Origin of the sequence: Devosia sp. ZB163, from assembly GCF_028613635.1 — a bacterium.
GTDB lineage: Bacteria > Pseudomonadota > Alphaproteobacteria > Rhizobiales > Devosiaceae > Devosia_A.
Map to the genome: position 1 here is coordinate 1,542,050 of NZ_JAQRMY010000001.1, position 16,302 is coordinate 1,558,351.

16 protein-coding genes and 1 riboswitch are annotated in these 16,302 nt (G+C 65.7%); of the genes, 15 read left to right on the plus strand and 1 reads right to left on the minus strand.

What is annotated here, in order from left to right; all coding sequences use genetic code 11:
• Positions 1 to 33: 33 nt before the first annotated feature.
• From ctaD to PRN20_RS07815, 10 genes are all read left to right on the plus strand, one after another.
• Complete coding sequence (ctaD, locus tag PRN20_RS07770; RefSeq protein WP_273956664.1) at positions 34 to 1,728, plus strand: cytochrome c oxidase subunit I; 1,695 nt, start codon at positions 34 to 36, stop codon at positions 1,726 to 1,728.
• A gap of 53 nt (positions 1,729 to 1,781) precedes the next feature.
• Complete coding sequence (locus PRN20_RS07775) at positions 1,782 to 2,711, plus strand: heme o synthase (RefSeq protein WP_443112535.1); 930 nt, start codon at positions 1,782 to 1,784, stop codon at positions 2,709 to 2,711.
• Positions 2,711 to 2,881, plus strand: coding sequence for a hypothetical protein (locus PRN20_RS07780; protein WP_273956666.1), 171 nt, complete (start codon positions 2,711 to 2,713; stop codon positions 2,879 to 2,881). The genes PRN20_RS07775 and PRN20_RS07780 overlap by 1 nt, the downstream gene beginning before the upstream one ends.
• Entirely contained in the window at positions 2,881 to 3,432 is a 552-nt protein-coding gene (locus tag PRN20_RS07785; protein ID WP_273956667.1) for a cytochrome c oxidase assembly protein, read from the plus strand. Before PRN20_RS07780 ends, PRN20_RS07785 begins: the two co-directional genes overlap by 1 nt.
• A gap of 2 nt (positions 3,433 to 3,434) precedes the next feature.
• Complete coding sequence (locus PRN20_RS07790; RefSeq protein ID WP_273956668.1) at positions 3,435 to 4,274, plus strand: cytochrome c oxidase subunit 3; 840 nt, start codon at positions 3,435 to 3,437, stop codon at positions 4,272 to 4,274.
• A 206-nt stretch (positions 4,275 to 4,480) separates the two neighbouring features.
• Positions 4,481 to 5,242, plus strand: coding sequence for an SURF1 family protein (locus tag PRN20_RS07795; protein WP_273956669.1), 762 nt, complete (start codon positions 4,481 to 4,483; stop codon positions 5,240 to 5,242).
• Between the two features lie 97 nt (positions 5,243 to 5,339).
• Positions 5,340 to 6,746 (plus strand): threonine synthase, encoded by a 1,407-nt coding sequence (gene thrC, locus PRN20_RS07800; RefSeq protein ID WP_273956670.1) that lies wholly within the window; start codon positions 5,340 to 5,342, stop codon positions 6,744 to 6,746.
• On the plus strand, positions 6,743 to 8,005 hold the full coding sequence (locus PRN20_RS07805) for a M16 family metallopeptidase (RefSeq protein ID WP_273956671.1): 1,263 nt from the start codon (positions 6,743 to 6,745) through the stop codon (positions 8,003 to 8,005). Before thrC ends, PRN20_RS07805 begins: the two co-directional genes overlap by 4 nt.
• An 18-nt stretch (positions 8,006 to 8,023) precedes the next feature.
• Entirely contained in the window at positions 8,024 to 8,626 is a 603-nt protein-coding gene (locus PRN20_RS07810; protein ID WP_273956672.1) for a GNAT family N-acetyltransferase, read from the plus strand.
• Between the two features lie 74 nt (positions 8,627 to 8,700).
• On the plus strand, positions 8,701 to 11,583 hold the full coding sequence (locus PRN20_RS07815; RefSeq protein WP_273956673.1) for a putative bifunctional diguanylate cyclase/phosphodiesterase: 2,883 nt from the start codon (positions 8,701 to 8,703) through the stop codon (positions 11,581 to 11,583).
• Between the two features lie 109 nt (positions 11,584 to 11,692).
• On the opposite strand, the gene PRN20_RS07820 is transcribed toward PRN20_RS07815, so the two are convergent.
• Positions 11,693 to 12,271 (minus strand): YqgE/AlgH family protein, encoded by a 579-nt coding sequence (locus tag PRN20_RS07820; RefSeq protein WP_273956674.1) that lies wholly within the window; start codon positions 12,269 to 12,271, stop codon positions 11,693 to 11,695.
• 128 nt (positions 12,272 to 12,399) lie between these two features.
• On the opposite strand from PRN20_RS07820, the gene PRN20_RS07825 reads away from it, so the two are divergent.
• From PRN20_RS07825 to gcvH, 5 genes are all read left to right on the plus strand, one after another.
• Positions 12,400 to 13,221 carry a protein-disulfide reductase DsbD domain-containing protein gene (locus PRN20_RS07825; RefSeq protein WP_273956675.1) on the plus strand — a complete coding sequence of 274 codons (822 nt, stop codon included), beginning with the start codon at positions 12,400 to 12,402 and terminating at the stop codon, positions 13,219 to 13,221.
• 56 nt (positions 13,222 to 13,277) lie between these two features.
• Positions 13,278 to 13,775: a peroxiredoxin family protein gene (locus PRN20_RS07830; protein WP_273956676.1), complete on the plus strand. Its 498-nt coding sequence runs from the start codon at positions 13,278 to 13,280 to the stop codon at positions 13,773 to 13,775.
• Positions 13,776 to 13,785: 10 nt separating this feature from the next.
• Entirely contained in the window at positions 13,786 to 14,376 is a 591-nt protein-coding gene (locus PRN20_RS07835; protein ID WP_273956677.1) for a hypothetical protein, read from the plus strand.
• 113 nt (positions 14,377 to 14,489) lie between these two features.
• Positions 14,490 to 14,577: riboswitch (glycine riboswitch) on the plus strand.
• A gap of 203 nt (positions 14,578 to 14,780) precedes the next feature.
• Entirely contained in the window at positions 14,781 to 15,950 is a 1,170-nt protein-coding gene (gene gcvT, locus PRN20_RS07840) for a glycine cleavage system aminomethyltransferase GcvT (RefSeq protein ID WP_273956678.1), read from the plus strand.
• The gene (gene gcvH, locus PRN20_RS07845) at positions 15,947 to 16,300 is read left to right on the plus strand and encodes a glycine cleavage system protein GcvH (RefSeq protein ID WP_273956679.1); all 354 of its coding nucleotides are present in this window, start codon (positions 15,947 to 15,949) and stop codon (positions 16,298 to 16,300) included. Before gcvT ends, gcvH begins: the two co-directional genes overlap by 4 nt.
• The last annotated feature ends 2 nt before the right edge of the window (positions 16,301 to 16,302 follow it).

Genomic DNA, 16,302 nt, shown 5'->3' on the forward strand with positions numbered 1-16,302 from the left:
GCAGCGATGAATACGATAAAGGGATCGCTCTAAATGGCCGATACTCACGCTTTGGAAGCCCATGACGGCCACGGTCACGCCGCGGCGCATGATCATGGTCATCCGACCGGCTGGCGGCGCTACGTCTACTCGACCAACCACAAGGACATCGGGGTCATGTACCTCATGTTCTCCATCGTGGCGGGCGTGATCGGCGCTCTGCTCTCGGGCGTCATGCGCCTCGAGCTGATGGAGCCTGGTATCCAGATTTTCCACGGCCTCGCCGGGATGGTCTACGGGATCGACGGCGACGCCGCGCTCGACGCCGGCAAGCAGATGTACAACGTGTTCACCACGGCGCACGCGCTGGTCATGGTGTTCTTCGTGGTCATGCCGGCGACCATGGGCGGCTTCGCGAACTACTTCGCTCCGCTGATGATCGGCGCGCCGGACACCGCGTTCCCGCGCATCAACAACATCGCGTTCTGGCTGTTGCCCTTCGCCTTCGCCCTGCTGCTCATGTCCCTGTTCTTCGAGGGCGCGCCGGGCGTGACGGGCTTCGGTGGCGGCTGGACGGCCTATCCGCCGCTCTCGACCGCGGGTCATCCGGGTCCGGCGATGGACTTCGCGATCTTCTCGCTCCACATCGCCGGCCTGAGCTCGATCCTGGGTTCGATCAACCTGATCACCACGATCTTCAACATGCGCGCCCCGGGCATGACGCTGCACAAGATGCCGCTGTTCCCGTGGTCCGTGCTGGTCACCGCGTTCCTGCTGCTGCTGTCGCTGCCGGTTCTGGCTGGCGCCATCACCATGCTGCTGACCGACCGCAACTTCGGCACCACCTTCTTCGCACCTGACGGTGGCGGCGACCCGATCCTGTACCAGCACCTGTTCTGGTTCTTCGGTCACCCCGAAGTGTACATTATGATCCTGCCCGGCTTCGGCATGGTCAGCCACATCATCTCGACCTTCAGCCGCAAGCCGATCTTTGGCTACATCGCCATGGTCTACGCCATGGTCGCCATCGGCGGCGTCGGCTTCATCGTGTGGGCGCACCACATGTACACGGTCGGCATGAGCCTGGACGTCCAGCGCTACTTCGTGGCCGCCACGATGGTGATCGCAGTACCTACAGGCGTGAAGATCTTCAGCTGGATCGCCACCATGTGGGGCGGCTCCATCAGCTTCCGCACGCCTATGCTCTGGGCCATCGGCTTCATCTTCCTGTTCACCGTCGGTGGTGTGACGGGTGTGGTGCTCGCCAATGCCGGCGCTGACCGTGCCCTGCACGACACCTACTACGTCGTGGCGCACTTCCACTATGTGCTGTCGCTCGGCGCTGTGTTCTCGATGTTCGCTGCGTGGTACTACTGGTACCCGAAGATGTTCGGCATCATGTACAACGAGAAGCTGGCCAACGCCCACTTCTGGATCACCTTCGTGGGCGTGAACCTGATCTTCTTCCCGCAGCACTTCCTCGGCCTCGCCGGCATGCCGCGCCGCTACATCGACTACCCCGATGCGTTTGCGCTGTGGAACATGGTGTCGTCTGTCGGCTACTACATCACCTTTGTCGGCCTCGTGCTCTTCCTCTACCTGCTCGTCGAAGCAGCGATCAAGAAGCGCCCGACGACGGCGAACCCGTGGGGCGATGGCGCGACGACGCTGGAGTGGACCCTGTCTTCTCCCCCGCCGTTCCACCAGTTCGAGACGCTGCCGCGTATCGACGCGAAGTCCGACCACTAACTATCGACTGCCCGCGGGGCCCTCGGGTCCCGCGGCCAACAAGGCGAGAGACATTGGCCTACGTGCACCACAGTCATGATGTTCACGTCCGTGCGCTTGAAGCGCGCGTCGGGGACTACGTGGCGCTGCTGAAGCCGCGGGTCATGTCGCTCGTCGTGTTCACGGCCCTGGTCGGCCTGCTGCTCGCACCGGGCGGCATAAATCCGATCATCGGGGCTATCGCCATCCTCTGCATCGCCATCGGGGCAGGGGCCTCGGGCGCGCTGAACATGTGGTACGACGCCGATATCGATGCGGTGATGAGCCGGACGGTCAACCGCCCGATCCCGGCCGGCCGCATCGAACGCGACCACGCGCTGGCGCTGGGCCTCGTCCTTTCGGTCTTCTCGGTCTGCCTGCTCGGCCTTGCCACCAACTGGCTGGCTGCGGGGCTGCTCGGCTTCACGATCTTCTTTTACGCCGTCATCTACACGATGTGGCTGAAGCGCTCGACGCCGCAGAACATCGTCATCGGCGGCGCCGCAGGCGCCTTCCCGCCGATGGTCGGCTGGGCCGCCGTGACCGGCTCGATCAGCATCGAATCCATCGTGCTGTTCCTCATCATCTTCCTCTGGACGCCCCCGCATTTCTGGGCGCTCGCGCTCTACAAGCAGAGCGACTACGGCGCTGCCGGCGTCCCTATGCTGCCCAACGTCGCCGGCGAGCGGGTGACCAAGGTCCAGATCCTCGTCTATTCGGTGCTGCTGGTGGCCTCGAGCCTCATTCCCAGCCTCACCGGTTTCATGGGCCCCATCTACACGGTGGCCGCTCTCGCCACCGGTGCCGGCTTCGTCTGGCTGGCCTGGGCCCTGTTCCGCACGACCGAAACCGTCGCCATGAAGAAGGCTGGCCGGTCGCTTTTTACCTACTCGCTGAGCTATCTCGCCGTGATCTTCTTCGCCCTGCTCACCGATCATGCGGCGAGGGTGCTGGGATGGCTGTGATGGCAGAACCGACAAAGACTCCTGTTCCCCGTGACGAGCAGGCCGAGCTCGCGGCCCGGCGCCGCAAGCGCTCCATCGCGCTCGCGGCCGTACTGGGCGGCCTCGTCCTGATCCTCTATCTGCTGACCGTGGTGAAGCTGGGTCCGGCACTGTTCGACCGGCCACTCTGATGACCGACGTCAGTCTTGGACACCCCAACCGCAACAAGCGCGTCGCCCTGACGCTGGCATTGCTCGTCGTAGGCATGGTGGGGGTCGCCTATGCCGCGGTTCCGCTCTACCAGCTGTTCTGCAAGGTGACTGGCCTCGATGGGACCACGCAGGTTTCGTCCGGCAACCCCAAGGGCGTCATCGACCGCCAGATGACGGTGCGCTTCGACTCGAACGTCGCCTCGCGGCTGCCCTGGACCGTCACGGCCGCCAAGCCGGTGACCGACAAGGTCGGCACGACCGAGACGGTCATCTACACGGCCACGAACAATTCCGATAAGCCGATCACCGGTCAGGCGACGTTCAACGTCACGCCCGAGACCACCGGCATCTACTTCAACAAGATCGAGTGCTTCTGCTTCACCGAGCAGACGCTTCAGCCCGGCGAGACGGTCGAAATGCCGATCGTGTTCTTCGTCGACCCGGATCTTGCCGAGAACCGCGATCTCGACACTGTCCGCGAAATCACCCTGTCCTATACCTTCTATGCTGTTGAGAGCGAGGGAAGCTGACTATGGCTGCGCACGCCAAGAACCACGACTATCACCTGGTAAGTCCTAGCCCCTGGCCGATCATCGGCTCCATCTCGGTTTTCGTCATGGCGGCGGGCGCCGTGCTGTGGTTCCACGACATCATGCCGCCGTGGCTGCTGCTCGCCGGCACCGTGGGCGTGCTCTACACCATGTATGGCTGGTGGAGCGACGTCATCAAGGAAGGCAAGGCTGGCGACCATACGCCGGTCGTGCAGATGCACCACCGCTACGGCATGATCCTGTTCATCACCTCCGAGGTGATGTTCTTCGTTGCCTGGTTCTGGGCCTATTTCGACGCCTTCTTCAACCACGATGCGCCCGAGCAGTATGCCCGCATCGAGGCCATGGGCGCCTCCTGGCCGCCGATCGGCGTCGAACTGTTCAACCCCTGGCACCTGCCGCTGTTCAACACGCTGATCCTGCTGACCTCCGGCACGGCCGTTACCTGGGCCCACCATGCGCTGCTCCACAGGGACAAGCGCGGCCTCGTCTGGGGCCTGGCGATCACGATCGCGCTGGGCGTGCTGTTCACCTTCGTCCAGGCGCTCGAGTACTCGGAAGCTGCCTTCTCGTTCTCGGGCAACATCTACGGCGCCAGCTTCTTCATGGCGACGGGCTTCCACGGCTTCCACGTGCTGGTCGGTACGATCTTCCTGATCGTCTGCCTGATCCGCGCCCAGCGCGACGAGTTCACCCCGAAGAACCACCTCGGCTTCGAATTCGCCGCCTGGTACTGGCACTTCGTCGACGTGGTGTGGCTCTTCCTCTTCGCCTCGATCTACGTCTGGGGCAGCTGGGGCGTCACGCTCACCGCCCACTGAGGTCGGATGCATGGGTCTGCAAGGGGCGTGGCGCAAGCTGCGCCCTTTGCTTTTGGGCGGTGAAGTCGGGCCCGACGACCTGCGCCCGAATACCACATCCGGCCGCCAGCCATTGTGATAGAACCCGGCCATGATCCTGCCCGCCGATCCTTCGCCTCCCGCCATCGTTGCCGCCTCGAACGCTCCGCGCGGGCGGGAGTGCGCCCATGGCTGACGCGGCGAAACCGGCGCAGAGCCGCAAGCTCTACTGGGGCTTCATCGTCCTCATGCTGGGGCTGATGGTGCTCTTCGCCACCCTGGGCGTGTGGCAGCTCGAGCGGCTGGGCGAGAAAGAAAAACTGATCGCCGACGTCGCGGCGCGGTCCGGCCTCGCGCCCACGCCGCTGCCGCCCGTCGCCGAATGGCCTGCATTCGACGCCGAGGCCTGGAGCTACCGGCCGGCCGTGGTCTCGGGTACCTACCTGCCCGAGCAGACCGTGCTCGTCTTCACCAGCCTCGCCGACCAGAACGGCCCGTATGGCGGCCCCGGCTACTGGGTGATGACGCCGATGGCGCTCGCCGGTGGCGGGACCGTGTTCATCAACCGCGGCTTCGTTCCGCAGGACTCGGCCAACGCCTTTGCGACCGGCGGCGCAGTCGAGCCGGGGCTGATCAGCCTTACCGGCATCGCGCGCACTTCCGAGGAGGTGGGCAGCTTCACGCCGCAGCCCGATCTCGCCAAGCGCATCGAATGGGTGCGGAACATCCCGAGGCTCAGTGCCACCGCTGGCGGTGTGCCGCAGCCGGTGGCGCCGATCTACATCGACCTGCCGGCAACCGAGCCCGGGGCGCTGCCGCAGGGGGGCGAGACCGTGGTCAACTTCCCCAACAACCACCTCGGCTACGCCATCACCTGGTTCGGCTTCGCCCTCCTGGTGCCGTTCCTCCTTCTGTTCTGGGCGCTTCGCCAGCGTCGGGAGGGGCCATGAAACTTGCGGCGCAGCCGCAGTTTCAATAGGGTGCCCCGCAACCCAATCAGCGTGCTTCAGCAGGCACGCGCCAAAAAAGACGGGGCGCTTCCCCTACATGCAGTTCGTATCCACGCGCGGCGGGGCGGCCGTGCCCGGCTTTTCAGACGCGGTCCTCGCGGGTCTTGCGAGCGACGGCGGCCTCTACGTCCCCGAGCACTGGCCTCGCCTTTCGCATGCCGAGATCGCCGGCTTCGCCAATCGTCCCTATTCCGAAGTCGCGTTCGACATCATCCGCCGCTTCGTCGAGGGCGAGATTCCCGACGCGGCGCTGAAGCGCATCATCGACGAGGCGTACGCGACGTTCCGGCACCCCTCGGTGGCGCCGCTGGTCGAGATCGAGCCGGGGCACTTCGTGCTCGAGCTGTTCCATGGCCCCACGCTCGCCTTCAAGGACGTGGCCATGCAGTTTCTCGCGCGGGTGATGGACCACATCCTCGCCGAGCGCGGCACGCGCGCCACCATCGTCGGCGCGACCTCGGGCGATACCGGATCGGCGGCCATCGAGGCCTTCCGCGGACGGGCAGCGACGGACATCTTCATCCTCCACCCGGAGGGCCGGACGTCCGAAGTGCAGCGCCGGCAGATGACCACGGTGCTCGACGCCAACGTCCACAACATCGCCCTGCGCGGCACGTTCGACGACTGCCAGGACATCGTGAAGGGCCTGTTCAACAACCGGCGCTTCCGCGACACGACGCAGCTGAGCGGCGTCAACTCGATCAACTGGGGCCGCATCGTCGCGCAGATCGTCTACTACTTCACCTCGGCTGTGGCGCTGGGCGCGCCGCACCGCGAGGTGGTGTTCTGCGTGCCGACGGGCAATTTCGGCGACATCTTCGCCGGCTACTGCGCGGCCAGGATGGGCCTGCCGATCAAGACCCTCGCGATCGCCACCAACGCGAACGACATCCTCGCCCGGACGCTCGAGACCGGGCGCTACGAGGTGACGGGGGTTACCCCGACGATCAGTCCGTCCATGGACATCCAGGTCAGCTCGAATTTCGAGCGGCTGCTCTATGAGGCCGTGGGTCGCGACAGCGAGGCGGTGAAGTCGATGATGAGCGGCCTGCGCCAGTCGGGCGGCTTCTCGATCCCCGATCGCGGCATCGCCGCCATCCGCAAGCAGTTCGTGGCCGGCCGCACCGGCGAGGCGGAGACCTCGGCGACGATCAAGGCGGTGAAGGCGGGTTCGGACTACCTGCTCGACCCTCATACGGCCGTTGCCGTGCATGTAGCGCGCGATCTCGTCGGCGGTGAGGCGCCGGTGATTACGCTGTCGACGGCGCATCCGGCCAAGTTCCCGGCGGCGGTGAAGGCCGCGTCGGGCATTGAACCCGCCCTCCCGGCATGGTTGTCTGATCTTTATCAGCGGGAAGAGCGCCTTACGGTCCTCGACAACGACCAGGCGGCAGTCGAACAGTTCATTTCGACGCGCACCCGCGTGCTGGAGGAGCACAAGTGACGGTCCGGAGTACGACGCTTTCCAACGGCATGACCGTTCTCACCGACGACATGCCGCATCTGGAAAGCGCGTCGCTGGGCATCTGGGTCAAGGCGGGATCCCGCAGCGAGACCGAGGCCGAGCACGGCATCAGCCACATGCTCGAGCACATGGCCTTCAAGGGCACCAAGACCCGCGATGCCCTGGAGATTGCGTCCACCATCGAGAATGTCGGCGGCGACCTCAACGCCGCGACTTCGGTGGAACACACCGGGTATTTCGCCCGGGTGCTGAAGGAAGACGTCGGGCTTTCCGCCGACATTCTCTCGGACATCCTCCAGAACTCGCTGTTCGAACAGCACGAGCTCGACCGCGAGCAGCAGGTGATCGTCCAGGAGATTGGCGCGGCACGCGACAATCCCGACGACCACGTGTTCGACCTGTTCCAGCAGGCCGCCTATCCCGACCAACCCATCGGCCGGACGATCCTCGGCACCGTCGAGTCGGTGAACAGCTTCGGGCCGGAGTCGATCCGCGCCTACATGGACCGCAACTATGTCGGTGACCACATGGTGCTGTGCGCTGCCGGCAACGTCGAGCACGATGCGCTCGTCGACATCGCCAACAACCGCTTTCACGACCTGAAGCCCACCGGCGCGCCCGCTCCCGACAAGGCGGCCTATGTCGGCGGCGAGCATCGGCTCGTCTCGGACCATGAGCAGGCTCACATCGTCCTGGGCATGGAAGGGCGCGCATACAACTCGGACGGATTCTATGCCGTCCAGATACTCGCCTCGATCCTCGGTGGCGGCATGAGCTCGCGGCTGTTCCAGGAGGTCCGCGAGAAGCGAGGCCTGTGCTATTCCGTTTATGCGTTCCACTGGGCCTTCGCCGACTCGGGTATCTTCGGCGTCGCCGCTTCGACCGGCGAGGAAGAAGTGAAGGAGCTCTTGCCCGTGGTCCTCGACGAACTCCGCAAGGCGACTGAGACCATAACGGACGAGGAGGTTTTCCGCGTCCGCAACCAGATCCGCGCCGGCCTGCTGATGTCGCTCGAGAGCCCGTCCTCGCGTGCCGGCCAACTGGCCCGCCAGCAGATCCTGTGGGGCCGGCCCATTCCGTTGCAGGAAACGGTCGATCGCATCAACCGCATCACGTCGGAACGGGTAAAGCAGATCGCGCGCCAGATCTTCGACGCCGGCAAGGTCTCGCTCGCCGGCATCGGGCCCGTCGCCAAGCTTCCCGACTATCGTGATATCGCGGCTCAGCTGAAGAACTGATCCCATGGCGGCCGCGTCATGATGCTCACCTGGTTCGCACGCGACGAAACCCCCACGCTCCTCGGCGAGCGGGTCCTGCTGCGTGCGCCCCGGACCACCGACTACACTGCCTGGCGCGACCTCAGGCGGGCGAGCCGCGATTTCCTCAGGCCCTATGAGCCCCGCTGGACGGATTCCGATCTCGGCCCGCGCGTCTATTCCTCGCGGCTGAAGCGCGGGCGCGAGGAAGCGCGCGCCGGCACCGACTACTCGTTCTTCATCTTCTCGCGCAGCGAGGAGCGCCTGATCGGCGGCATCACGCTGTCCAATGTCCGGCGCCGCGCCGCCCAGTTCGTGAACCTCGGCTACTGGATGGGCCATTCCTTCGCCGGCAAGGGCTACATGTCCGAATCGGTGGGGCTGGTGGTGCCGTTCTGCTTCGAGACGCTTGGTCTGCACCGCATCCACGCCGCCTGCCTGCCGGATAACCTCGCGAGCCGGCGAGTCCTTGAAAAGAACGGATTTCAGGAAGAGGGCTACGCCGAACACTATCTGCAGATCGACGGCAGGTGGGCCGACCACGTGCTGTTCGGACTGACCCGCGAGCGCTACGACGCTGCATTAAGGCATGGCCGGTCGTGAGCGCTTGTTTGCACGGGGAAACCCCGTTACCTAGTTTCGCCAGATATCACCGGGGCAGCACCATCTCTCAGCTAATGCGTCACATCATCCAGTTCGCGATGTGCCTCGCGTTCGCGCTTGCCGGTATCGTTCCTGCCGCCGCTTTCGATGTCATCACCGCACCCGAGAACGTCAACGCGGTGAACCTCACCGGCGTCGTCGACATCGTTCCCGGCGAGGGCGGCAAGGTGCAGCTCTCCACCGCGGCGGGCGAAGACGGCATCATCCGCCGCATCGAGGTGCTGGCATCGGTCGGCGGCACCAATCCGAACTGGGCGCTGTTCGCTCTGCGCAACGATTCCGACGTCCAGCTCGAGCGCCTGCTGGTCGCGCCCTTCTTCCGCCTTCCCGGCTCTGGCGTGTTCCGGCCCGACCTCGGCGCCGAGCGCATCAAGGTCCTGACCCCGAGCGCCGGCCTGCGTCCCACCAAGCTCACCGACCGCGAGGCGGACGTGTTCGAGGTGGTGATCGACCCCGGTGCGACGGTCACCTTCGTCGCCGAACTCGCCAACGGCTCGCTGCCCGAGCTCTACCTGTGGAAACCCGACGCCTATCGCGACTATGTGAACTCGTTCACCCTGTTCCGCGGCGTGGTGCTGGGTGTCGCCGCGCTTGCCGCTGTGTTCCTCACCATCATGTTCGTGGTGAAGGGCAGGGGCGTCTTCCCCGCGACCGCCGCCTTCTCATGGGCCGTGCTGGTCTACCTGCTCGTCGACTTCGGCGTGCTCGGGCCATTGCTGGGCATATCGAACGGCTCGGTTCAGCCCTTCCGGGCCGCGGCGGAGGCCGGCATAGCCACGACTCTGTTTGGCTTCCTGTTTATCTACTTGAATCTCCACCGCTGGCACCTGCGCTTCATCCACCTGGCGCTGGCTCTCGTCGTGGTGTTCCTCGCGCTGTTCGGCTTTGCCTTCTTCCAGCCCTCGATTGCCGCAACCGTGGCCCGGCTGGTGCTCGCGCTGCTCGGCGTCACCGGCTTCTTCCTGATCCTCCTGCTCGCGCTGCGCGGCTATGATCGCGCCGTGCTACTGGTCCCCACCTGGATCATCTACATCGCCTGGCTGTTCTACGCCTGGCTGGTGGTGACGGGGCAGGTTTCCAACGACGTGGCGCAGCCGGCCGTTGCGGGCGGCCTCGTGCTCATCGTCATGCTGCTGGGCTTCACTTCCGTGCAGCACGCCTTCTCCGAAGGGCAGGTGTCGATCGGCGCCCTCAGCGAGGTCGAGCGACGGGCCCTGGCTTTGACCGGCTCCGGCGACTTCGTCTTCGACTGGAACATCGAGCGCGACCGCGTTTCGGTGTCCGACGAGCTCGGCACGCGCCTCGGCGAACGTCGTGGCGCATTGCGCGGTTCGATCAAGCGCTGGCTCGACCGTGTCCATCCCGAGGATCGCGACCGCTTCCGCACTGCCTTCGATACGCTGGTGGAACTGCGCCGCGGCAAAGTCTCGGCTGACGTGCGGCTGGCGGCCCATGACGGCAGCTTCCGCACGTTCCGCATGCGCGTGAAGCCGGTGCTGGGCGGCGACGGGCAGGTCAACCGCATCGTCGGCACGCTGCAGGACGTGAACGAGGACCGGGCCAGCCGTGAGCGACTGCTGCACGACGCCGTGCACGACAGCCTGACGGGTCTGCCCAACAAGCAGCTCTTCCTCGATCGGCTGGAGCGCGCCCTGGTGCGCGCACGCCTCCCCAACGGCAACAAGCCGGCCGTCTTCCTTGTCGATATCGACCGCTTCTCCGAACTCGAGGAACGCGTCGGCCACTCGGCGGCGGACTCGGTGCTGCTCGCCATCTCGCGCCGCATCGCACGCGTCATGCGCCCACTCGATACCGTGGCGCGCCTCGGCGGCGACCAGTTCGGCGTGATCCTCGCGTCCGAACAGGCAGCCGGAAAGATCGCCGAGACGGCCGAGCAGATCCGCAAGGCGCTGAAGTCGCCGTTCAACTTCGGCGAGCGCGACCTGAGCCTCACCTGCTCGATCGGCGTCACCATCTACGACGGCAACCCGGTGAGCGCGCCCGACGTGCTGCGCGATGCCGAGCTCGCCATGTACTACGCCAAGCGCCTGGGCGGCGACCGCATCGAGGCCTTCCGCGCTTCCGCGCGCTCCATCGCGGCCTACTCCAAGGCGGGCGAAGAGGATCTCGACCGCGGCCTGCGCCACGGCGAGCTGTCGGTGCTGTTCCAGCCGATCATGGACATCCATGCCGGTACCATCGCGGGTTGCGAGGCGCTGATGCGCTGGAACCACCCGCAGCGCGGCATCGTCCCGCCTGAGGAGTTCGTGCCGCTCGCCGAGCGCACCGGGCTGATCGAGCGGCTCGGCCGCGTCGCCTTCGAACAGGCGGCCGGACAGGCCCGCGAATGGGCGGCCTCGCTGCCGCTGCCGGAGGACTTCTTCGTCTCGGTGAACCTGTCGCCGGCCCAGCTGGCGACGGAGTCACTGCTCAACGACATGCGCGCCCTGGTCTCCGACCACCGCCAGATCGCCCGCCACCTGAAGCTCGAGATCACCGAGAGCCAGGTGATGAGCAACCCCGAGCACTCGGCCTATGTCCTCGCCGCCCTGCGCCAGCTCGGCCTGCGGCTCGCCCTCGACGATTTCGGCACGGGGCACAGCTCGCTGAGCTACCTGCACCGCTTCCCGTTCGACACGATCAAGATCCCGGCGCCGTTCGTGCAACTGGGCGACGACAGCGGCATGGCCCATACCCAGGTGCCGATCATCCGTTCGATCATCACGCTTGCGAGCGAACTCGATCTCAGCGTGATCGCCGAGGGTGTCGAGACCATCGAGGAAATCGAGCGTCTGCAGCAGCTCAACTGCCAGTACGCCCAGGGCTTCGCCTTCGGCGCCGCCATGAGCGGGCAGGAACTCGGCAAGCGGCTGCAGACGCAGTTCAACGGTCGCTAGGCAGCACAGCGAAGCCTCACAGCCGGCATGATCCCGCGCCCACCAACAGATGGGGTGCGATGGTGGCTAGCGGCTGAGGAAACGCGACGGCGAGCGCAGTCGCGCCCTGTTACCCATGCCCCGCGCTTGCGCTCAGCGTCGCGCGGGTGATGCCGAGCCGGGCGAGGGCGGCGTCGTAGCGGTTCTCGATCGGGAGGCCGAACAGCAGTTCGCGTGAGAAGGGCACGGTCAGCCAGCCATTCTCCTGGATCTCGGTCTCGAGCTGTCCGGGGCTCCAGCCGCAATAGCCGAGCGCGAACAACGCTTCGGTGGGGGAGTCGTTGAACGCGATGGCCTTGAGCACGTCGAGGGTCGCCGTGAGGCTGATCTCTTCGTTGACCTCGTAGGAGTTGCCGACTCGGAAATAGTCCGAGGAATGGAGCACGAAGCCGCGGCTTCGCTGCACCGGCCCGCCCCGCAGCACCTGCCGGTTCTTGATCCGGTCGGGGAGGCGGATCAGCTCGTCCTTCTCGCCCAGCTGCAGCTCTTCGAGGATATCGGCAAAGCGCATGTCCTCGAGGCTCTGGTTGATGACGAGGCCCATGGCGCCTTCGTCTCCATGGCCGACGAGATAGACCACCGTTTCGCGGAAGCGTTCGTCGCCCATGTCCGGCATGGCTACCAGAAACTGGCCCTTGAGCGAATCCATGGCACTCTCCTCGTAGACGACCTGCCGACAGGAACAGTTTAGCCCCGGGAGGGTGGTGCTGCAAAGTTAACCTTCACGATGACCTGATACGGCTTTCCAATTCCGGGGGGCTCGGCTATCCGAACCGCATGCGCATCCCGGCCGTACTGCTAATCCTCAGCCTCGCCGCACCCTCTGCTGCGGCCGAAACGCCTTGGCAGGAAGTGGCTCCGGGGGCGAGGGCTCGCCTGATCTCGTCGGACGTGCTGAAGTCGGACGGCACCACCATGCTGGCGCTCGAGCTCGACATGCCGGCGACCAGCAACACTTACTGGCGCGTGCCCGGCGAGACCGGCATACCGATGACCCTCGATTTCACGGGTTCGACCGCGGTCGCGGGGCACGAGGTCCTGTGGCCGTTCCCGACCCTCGAGACCAAGGCCGGCTACGTGGACTTCGTCTACCGGGGCCCGACGGTTCTGCCGGTCGAACTGAAGCTTGAAGGCAAGACGGCCGACCTGAAGGTCGAGGCTTTCCTCGGCATCTGCTCCGAGATCTGCGTTCCCGTCACGGCCTCGTTCGAACTGCCTCTCGATTTCGTCCAGCCCGACCGGGCGCAGGGGCTGCGCATCGCCCAGGCCGTCGCGCTGACGCCGATAGACTGGGAAGACCCACGCGAGCCCATCGACTGGGTCGGTTTCGACCCTTCGGCAGACGCTCTGGCGGTGCGCATATCGGATCCCGACGTCGACCCACTGTCCCTCATCGCCGACGCCGGAGAAAGTGGGCAACTCTTTGGCGCGCCGCAAAAAAGCCCGGATGGAAAAATAGTGCTCCTGCCCCTGCTCGGGGGAGAAGATGGCCGGGATGTGGAGGGCATGCCCATCCGGCTGACATTCATGACCGAAATGGGCCCGTACTCTGTCGAGCGACGGGTTTCGTCCGCCGGGTCGACTGTCACGGGCGATTGATCTAGGGTCCGTCCGCCCGGGCTTCCGGGCCGTCGAATTGGGGAGTTCTCGAAGATATGACCATCGCGTCTGGCGACCGGATTCCATCCGTCCCGATCAAGCTCATCGGATCAGGGGATACTGCGGACACGACCTCGGATGCCGTGCTCGGCCAGGGGCGGGTTGTCTTCTTCGGCGTGCCGGGGGCCTTCACCCCCACCTGCGATACGTCGCACCTGCCGGGTTTCGCCGCCAACGTCGCCAAGTTCAAGGCGCTGGGCGTCGACCGGATCGTGTGCGGCACGGTGAACGACCATCACGTGACGCGGGCCTGGGCCGAGCGTTCAGAGGCCTTGGGCAAGGTCGAGTTCGTCGCCGACGGTGATGGCAGCCTCGCCGACGCCATGGGTCTCTCCAAGCAGTTTGCGGGCATGGGCAAGCGCTTCGCCCGCTTCGCCATGATAATTGAAGACGGCATCGTCAAAGACCTGTTCGTACAGGACGTCGCCGGGGTTACGGTAAGCGGGGCACCTGCTGTACTGATGGCGCTGCAAGCGTCTCAGGTTAGTGCGTAGGAGTTATCGCATGGGGTTCGTGGATTTTGCGACGACGCGGGGGGCGCGTCTTGCCGCGATGGGCGCCCTTGCCCTCGCCGTTTCCGCCTGTTCGATGGGCAACATGTTCTCGCCCGCTCCCGGCGGCACGTCGACCACGCTGCAGACGGCCAACCCCACGGTGGCCGAACTGCAGACCGGCAGCACCAATGCGCTGCCCGCCATCGCCACCGAATGCCCGCCCATCAAGGTCCGCACCGGCGGCGAGGCGCTGTTCTACTACGGCAAGGGCAAGGTCGGTAACGCCAAGGACCTGAACTACCAGGCGATCGTCGACAAGCAGTCGCGCAACTGCGTGGTCTCGAACGGCCTGATCACCGTCAAGATGGGCATGGTCGGCCGCCTGCTGCTCGGCCCTGCCGGCAACCAGACCAACGTCAACGTGCCGGTCCGCTTCACGATCGAACGCGATGGCGCGGCGCTCTTTTCCGAGCGTTACGAGATCCCCGTCACCATCACGCCGCCGAACCAGTCGGAAGAGTTCGTGAAGGTGGTCGAGAACATCGCCGTGCCCTACACGGGCGGCGAGCAGATCGTCTTCTACGTCGGCTTCGACAGCTGATCAGCCAGCTCCCGGCGCGACAGCGCGCTGGGTTTTCCCCTTGCAGGGGATGGCACTCTGCGGGGGGGCGCGCGCAGGCGATTGACTTCTCGCCACAAACCCGGCTTAGCATCATCTCGACTGCGGGAGAGTCCGGCGAAAGCCGGCGCCGAAGGAGCAACCGCCCCGGAAACTCTCAGGCAAACGGACCGCAGTTCGACTGAACTCTGGAAAGCAGGCCCAGAGCGGAGCCCTGAAGGTCGCGAGACCTTTGGACAAGGCGATGCCGAGGAAACGCCTCACCGAAGGAGCAACTCGCCCATAGGCGGCGAGGAAATCTCTCAGGTTAGCGGACAGAGGGGGCACGGAACGCAAGGGGGCGGCAGCTCCGTTGTGGTCGCTGTGCAGTCAACCCCGGTGTCCAGATGGCCGATCAAGCCGCAGAAGATCTCAAGAACGTCGTTCTCAACGACAAGCACGTCGCGCTGGGCGGGCGCATGGTGCCGTTCTCCGGCTACTCGTTGCCGGTCCAGTATCCCACGGGAATCATCGCCGAGCACAAGTGGACGCGCGAACACGCCGGCCTGTTCGATGTCTCGCACATGGGCCCGAGCTTTCTCGTGCTCGATGCGCGGTCAGGCGATGGCGAGGCCGATCACACGGCAGTCGCCGATATCGTCGAGCCGCTGATCAGCGGCGATATCCGCGGCCTCAAGCCGGGCCAGATTCGCTACACGCTGCTGCTCAACGACGAGGGCGGCACCCATGACGACCTGATGATCGCGCGTCCCCCCGGCGAGGGCTGGGGCGGGGCGCTCTACATCGTCGTCAACGCCGGCACCAAGGAGGCCGATTTCCAGCGCATCGCGGCGGCCGCCCTCGGCAAGGGGACGCTCAACCGCTCCGACCACGGCGCGCTGCTCGCGCTGCAGGGACCGGAAGCCGCCGCGGTGCTCGATGCCGTCGTGCCGGCTGCCGCCGAACTCGGCTTCATGCAGTACGGCTCGTTCGACTGGCGCGACACCAAGCTGGTGATCTCGCGCTCGGGCTATACCGGCGAGGACGGGTTCGAGATCCTCGTCGATCCAGAGCATGCCGCGGCGCTGTGGGACACACTCCTCGCCGACGCGCGCGTCAAGCCCATCGGGTTGGGCGCCCGCGACAGCCTCAGGCTCGAGGCGGGGCTGCCGCTGTATGGCCACGACCTCGACGAGACCATCTCGCCGGTCGAGGCAGGACTGAACTTCGCCATCTCGAAGCGCCGCCGCGAGGCCGCCGATTTCCCCGGCGCCCAGCGCATTCTCGCGGAACTGGGCGGGGCGCTCAAGCGCGTCCGCGTCGGGCTCTTCGTCGAAGGCGCGCCGGCACGCGAAGGCGCCGCCATCCTCGACGAGCATGGCGCCGAGATCGGCACCGTCACCTCGGGCGGCTTCGCCCCGTCGCTCAATCGCGCCATCGCCATCGGCTTCGTGCCGCCTGACCACGCAGCGCCGGGCACCAGGTTGCAGGTGCTCGTCCGCGGCAGGGCGCAGCCAGCGGAAGTTGTCACCACTCCATTCGTCCCCCATCGCTATGTCCGGAAGGCCAGCAAATGACCAAGTTCACCAAGGACCATGAGTACGTCACCGTCGACGGCACGGTGGGCATCACGCCCTATGCGCAGGAGCAACTGGGCGACATCGTCTTCGTCGAGTTGCCCAAGGTGGGCCAGAAGCTGAAGCAGGGCGATGAGGCCGCCGTGGTCGAGTCCGTGAAGGCCGCTTCCGAGATCTACGCCCCCGTCTCCGGCACCGTGACCGCGGTGAACGACGCCCTCTCGGGCGATCCCGGCCTCATCAACAGCTCGCCCGAAGTCGACGGCTGGATATTCAAGCTCGCGCTCGATGATGCGAGTGAGCTCGACGGCCTGATGGATGCCGATGCCTACGCCAAGCTGACCGCCTGAGG

Coding starts and splice junctions, on each gene's coding strand:
- ctaD (WP_273956664.1), top strand. CDS start 34: ATGGCCGATACTCACGCTTTGGAAGCCCATGACGGCCACGGTCACGCC.
- PRN20_RS07780 (WP_273956666.1), top strand. CDS start 2,711: ATGGCAGAACCGACAAAGACTCCTGTTCCCCGTGACGAGCAGGCCGAG.
- PRN20_RS07785 (WP_273956667.1), top strand. CDS start 2,881: ATGACCGACGTCAGTCTTGGACACCCCAACCGCAACAAGCGCGTCGCC.
- PRN20_RS07790 (WP_273956668.1), top strand. CDS start 3,435: ATGGCTGCGCACGCCAAGAACCACGACTATCACCTGGTAAGTCCTAGC.
- PRN20_RS07795 (WP_273956669.1), top strand. CDS start 4,481: ATGGCTGACGCGGCGAAACCGGCGCAGAGCCGCAAGCTCTACTGGGGC.
- thrC (WP_273956670.1), top strand. CDS start 5,340: ATGCAGTTCGTATCCACGCGCGGCGGGGCGGCCGTGCCCGGCTTTTCA.
- PRN20_RS07810 (WP_273956672.1), top strand. CDS start 8,024: ATGATGCTCACCTGGTTCGCACGCGACGAAACCCCCACGCTCCTCGGC.
- PRN20_RS07815 (WP_273956673.1), top strand. CDS start 8,701: ATGCGTCACATCATCCAGTTCGCGATGTGCCTCGCGTTCGCGCTTGCC.
- PRN20_RS07820 (WP_273956674.1), bottom strand. CDS start 12,271: ATGGATTCGCTCAAGGGCCAGTTTCTGGTAGCCATGCCGGACATGGGC.
- PRN20_RS07825 (WP_273956675.1), top strand. CDS start 12,400: ATGCGCATCCCGGCCGTACTGCTAATCCTCAGCCTCGCCGCACCCTCT.
- PRN20_RS07830 (WP_273956676.1), top strand. CDS start 13,278: ATGACCATCGCGTCTGGCGACCGGATTCCATCCGTCCCGATCAAGCTC.
- PRN20_RS07835 (WP_273956677.1), top strand. CDS start 13,786: ATGGGGTTCGTGGATTTTGCGACGACGCGGGGGGCGCGTCTTGCCGCG.
- gcvT (WP_273956678.1), top strand. CDS start 14,781: ATGGCCGATCAAGCCGCAGAAGATCTCAAGAACGTCGTTCTCAACGAC.
- gcvH (WP_273956679.1), top strand. CDS start 15,947: ATGACCAAGTTCACCAAGGACCATGAGTACGTCACCGTCGACGGCACG.